Source organism: Micromonospora phytophila (assembly GCF_023656545.1).
GTDB classification, from domain to species: Bacteria; Actinomycetota; Actinomycetes; order Mycobacteriales; family Micromonosporaceae; genus Micromonospora; species Micromonospora phytophila.
On the sequence record NZ_JAMOKF010000414.1, the window covers coordinates 1 to 4,144 of the forward strand.

Sequence of the window (4,144 nt, forward strand, 5' to 3'; positions counted from 1 at the left end):
ACCCTCCACCCCGAGCCCGACCTACCCACCGCAGCCTGACACCACCAACACCACAGCCCGGCTCCGCTTCGCTACGCCGGGCGCTACCGCCTGCCCACTCACTCAGCGATTTTCGAGTCAGTCACCCAGGTACGACAAAGGGGCCGTCTCGAACTTCCGAGATGGCCCCTCACCTGTGTCGGGACGGCCGGATTCGAACCGACGACCCCTTGACCCCCAGTCAAGTGCGCTACCAAGCTGCGCCACGTCCCGATGCCCCCGCGCGATTCTCCCCGCGACAGCCGGTACAGCTTAGCGCAGGATCATCGTCCCGTCCGCACTGCCCCCGGTCGGGCCGGGCCGCGTCGCCCACCGCACCACCCCTACGGCTTCCTAGGAGGATAGGTGGATGGTTGGGACGGAAAAAGCCGGGTGGGGGCGTGGCCCTCACCCGGCTTCGTCAGCGAATCAGCCGTGCGCCTTGCCGCGGCCGCCGGGGCCGAGCTTCTTGCGCGGGCGTACGGAAATCTCCACCGGGCTGCCCTCGAAGCCGAACTCCTCGCGGAGCTTGCGCTCGACGAAGCGCTGGTAGCCGGCGTCCAGCGGCGCGGTGGTGAAGAGCACGAACCGCGGCGGGGCGACGCCCGCCTGGGTCGCGAAGAGGATCTTCGGCGCCCGCCCGCCACGAACCGGGTGCGGGGTGGCCTGCACCAGCGCGGTCAGCCACTGGTTGAGCTGCGCGGTGGGCACCCGGGTCTCCCAGCTCGCCAGGGCCTTGCGCAGCGCGGGGGCGAGCTTGTCCACCGCCCGGCCGGTCTGGGCCGACAGGTTGAGCCGCAGCGCCCACGGGATGCGGCGCAGCTCCCGCTCGATCTCCTTGTCCAGGTAGTACCGGCGGTCGGCGTCGACCAGGTCCCACTTGTTGAAGGCGATCACCAGCGCCCGGCCGGCCTCGGTGACCATGGTGAGAATCCGCTGGTCCTGCTCGCTGATCGGCTCGCTGGAGTCCAGCAGCACCACGGCGACCTCCGCGGCCTCGATCGCCGCGGCGGTACGCAGGCTGGCGTAGTACTCGGTGCCGCTGGCCTTGCCGACCCGCTTGCGCAGCCCGGCGGTGTCGACCAGCTGCCAGGTCTCCCCGCCGATCTCGACCAGGCTGTCGACCGGGTCGACGGTCGTGCCGGCGACCGAGTCGACGACCGCCCGCTCCTCACCGGAGAACCGGTTGAGCAGGCTCGACTTGCCGACGTTCGGCCGGCCGACGAGGGCGACCCGACGGGGGCCCCGGGGCCGGTCCTCGACGATCTTCGGGGCTTCCGGCAGGGCTTCCATGATGGCGTCGAGCAGCTCGCCGGACCCGCGCCCGTGCAGCGCCGACACGGGGTACGGCTCGCCGAGGCCCAGCGACCACAGCGCCGTGGCCTCCATCTCGATGGAGGTGTTGTCGGTCTTGTTGGCGACCAGGATGACCGGCTTGGCGCTGCGGCGGAGCATCTTCACCGCCGCCTCGTCCACGTCGGTGGAGCCGACCATCGCGTCGACCACGAAGAGCACCACGTCGGCGGTGACCACCGCCGTCTCGGCCTGCGCGGCGATCGCCGCGGCCCGGTCCTTGGCGTCCGGCTCCCAACCCCCGGTGTCCACCACGGTGAACTGCCGGCCGGCCCACTGCGCGTCGTACGGGACGCGGTCGCGGGTCACCCCGGGAACGTCCTCGACGACCGCCTGACGGCGGCCGATGATCCGGTTGACCAGCGTCGACTTGCCGACGTTGGGACGGCCGACGACCGCCACGACGGGCTGCGGACCGGTCGCCTCCTCGATCTCGACGTCCGGTTCCCGCAGCTCCACCCAACCACCGTTGTCGGTCATGCCACTCCCCGCCCGGTCAGCAGGTCGCGCAGTCGCGCCACGACCTCGTCGATGCCCAGCTCCGTGGTGTCCAGCACCACGGCGTCGGCAGCCTGGATCAGTGGGTCCGCCTTACGGGTCGAGTCGAGCCGGTCCCGCCGGGCCAGGTCGGCGGCGGTGACCGCCACGTCGGCGGCGTCCTCGGCGCTGCGCCGGGTGGCCCGGGCCGCCTCGGAGGCGGTCAGGTAGACCTTCAGGTGGGCGTCCGGCGCCACCACCGAGCCGATGTCGCGACCCTCGACCACGATCCGGCCGGCGTTGACGATCATCTCCCGTTGCCGGGCGACCAGCAGCGCCCGTACCGCCGGCACGGAGGCCACGGCGGAGACCGCCGCGGTCACCTCGGGGCCGCGGATCTCGGCGTCGACGTTCACGCCGTCCGCCGTCACGCCGTACCCCTTGGGGTCGGTGCCGATGCGCAGGTCCACCTCGCCGGCGACCTTGGCCACCGACTCGGCGTCGGTCACGTCGACCCCGGAGCGCAGCACCGCCCAGGTGATCGCCCGGTACATCGCGCCGGTGTCCAGGTAGCGGGCACCGAGGCCGGCGGCTAGCCGCCGGGAGACGGTGGACTTACCCGAACCGGACGGCCCGTCCACAGCGACCACGCATCGCCCGGCCCGTTCGTTTTCCTCCACCGTTGTCCTCCTCAGTCCGTACCCCACGAAACGCACACCGCGTTCCGCGAGCGGATGTCCACACGTCCTCAATCATGCCCGGCGCCGCGGACGCCCCACGTGCGACGCCGCCGGAGGCGACCCGCGCCACCCCGCCCGAGGCGCCACGGAGCCTACCGGCAGCCGTACCCCGGCAGGACGGGGTCAGTCACCCACCGCCTTGAACAGGGCGGCGACCTCCGCGTTGGTCAGGCGCCGGGTCCGCCCGGGGCGCAGGTCGCCCAGGCGGATCGGCCCGATGGAGGTACGCACCAGCCGGCTCACCGGGTGGCCGACCTCGGCGAGCAGCCGCCGGACGATGTGCTTGCGCCCTTCGTGCAGGGCCAGCTCCACCTGGGCGGTCTTGCCCAGGGTGTCCACCACCCTGAACGAGTGGACCTTCACCGGCCCGTCCTCCAGCTCGACCCCCGCCATCAGCCGCTTGCCCAGGTTGCGCGGGATCGGCCCGGCCACCTCGCACAGGTAGGTCTTCAGCACCTCGTACGACGGGTGCATGAGCTTGTGGGCGAGGGTGCCGTCGTTGGTGAGCAGCAGCAGGCCCTCGCTGTCCGCGTCCAGGCGCCCGATGTGGTAGACCCGCTGCTCCACCCGGTTGCCGATGAAGTCGGAGAGCGCCGTGCGCCCCTTCTCGTCCGCCATGGTGGAGACCACGCCGCGCGGCTTGTTCAGTGCCAGGTAGACCAGGCGGTTGTCGGCCTGGAGGCGTTCGCCGTCGACGTGGATGACGTCGCGGGACGGGTCGGCCTTGTCGCCGAGCTGGGCGACCCGGCCGTTCACCGTGACCCGGCGCCGGAAGATCAAATCCTCGCAGGCACGCCGGGAGCCGACGCCTGCGGCGGCGAGCACCTTCTGGAGGCGCTCGGCACCCTCGTAGACGGGGGCGTCGGTCTTGGGGGAACGGTCATCGCGTGGCATCGGCAAGCTCTTCTACGTCGTCGGGAAGGAACGGGGCCAGCGGCGGGAGGTCGTCGACGCTGTTCAGCCCGAGCTTCTCCAGGAACATGGTGGTGGTCCGGTAGAGGAACGCCCCGCTGTCCGGTTCGGCGCCGCACTCCTCGACCAGCCCGCGCGAGACCAGAGTACGGATCACCCCGTCGCAGTTCACACCGCGGATGGCGGATATCCGCGAACGGGTCACCGGCTGCTTGTAGGCGATCACCGCGAGGGTCTCCAGCGCGGCCTGGGTCAGCCGTACCGACTGCCCATCCAGTACGAACCGCTCGACATAGGTCGCGTATTCCGGGCGGGTGTAGAGACGCCAGCCACCGGCGGCGCGGCGCAGCTCGAAGCCGTGCCCGGCGGCGGTGTAACCGGCGGCGATCTCGTCCAGCACCGGCCCCACCCGTTCGACCGGCTGCTCCAGCACCTGGGCGAGGGTCAGCTCGCTGACCGGCTCGTCCACCACCAGCAGGATCGCCTCCAGCGCCCCGCGCAGCTCCGCGTCGTCCAACTCCGGCGCCGGCTCGGGCGCGGGCGACGGGCGCCGCCGGGGCGTCGGCTGTTTCCCGGGTACGCGGGCAGCCGCGCCCTCCCCCGCCGGCTCGCCGGTGCCGCCGGTCGAGGCGGGGTCGGCCGCC

General features: G+C 72.1%; 4 protein-coding genes and 1 tRNA gene. All 5 read right to left on the reverse strand.

What is annotated here, in order from left to right; translation table 11 throughout:
• Positions 1–178: 178 nt before the first annotated feature.
• Positions 179–252 (reverse strand) — tRNA-Pro (locus NCC78_RS28590).
• 195 nt (positions 253–447) lie between these two features.
• Complete coding sequence (gene der / locus NCC78_RS28595) at positions 448–1,851, reverse strand: ribosome biogenesis GTPase Der (RefSeq protein WP_250798403.1); 1,404 nt, start codon at positions 1,849–1,851, stop codon at positions 448–450.
• A complete protein-coding gene (gene cmk / locus NCC78_RS28600) occupies positions 1,848–2,528 on the reverse strand; it encodes a (d)CMP kinase (RefSeq protein ID WP_250798404.1) in 681 nt (226 codons plus the stop codon). Before cmk ends, der begins: the two co-directional genes overlap by 4 nt.
• 183 nt (positions 2,529–2,711) lie before the next feature.
• Positions 2,712–3,482, reverse strand: coding sequence for a pseudouridine synthase (locus NCC78_RS28605; RefSeq protein ID WP_250798405.1), 771 nt, complete (start codon positions 3,480–3,482; stop codon positions 2,712–2,714).
• Positions 3,469–4,144 (reverse strand): SMC-Scp complex subunit ScpB (gene scpB, locus NCC78_RS28610; protein WP_250798407.1); only part of this gene is annotated, 676 nt, incomplete at its 5' end. The genes NCC78_RS28605 and scpB, both read right to left, overlap by 14 nt.

Excerpts from the sequence above, each read along its gene's own strand:
- NCC78_RS28605 (WP_250798405.1), bottom strand. The coding sequence starts at position 3,482 with ATGCCACGCGATGACCGTTCCCCCAAGACCGACGCCCCCGTCTACGAG.
- der (WP_250798403.1), bottom strand. The coding sequence starts at position 1,851 with ATGACCGACAACGGTGGTTGGGTGGAGCTGCGGGAACCGGACGTCGAG.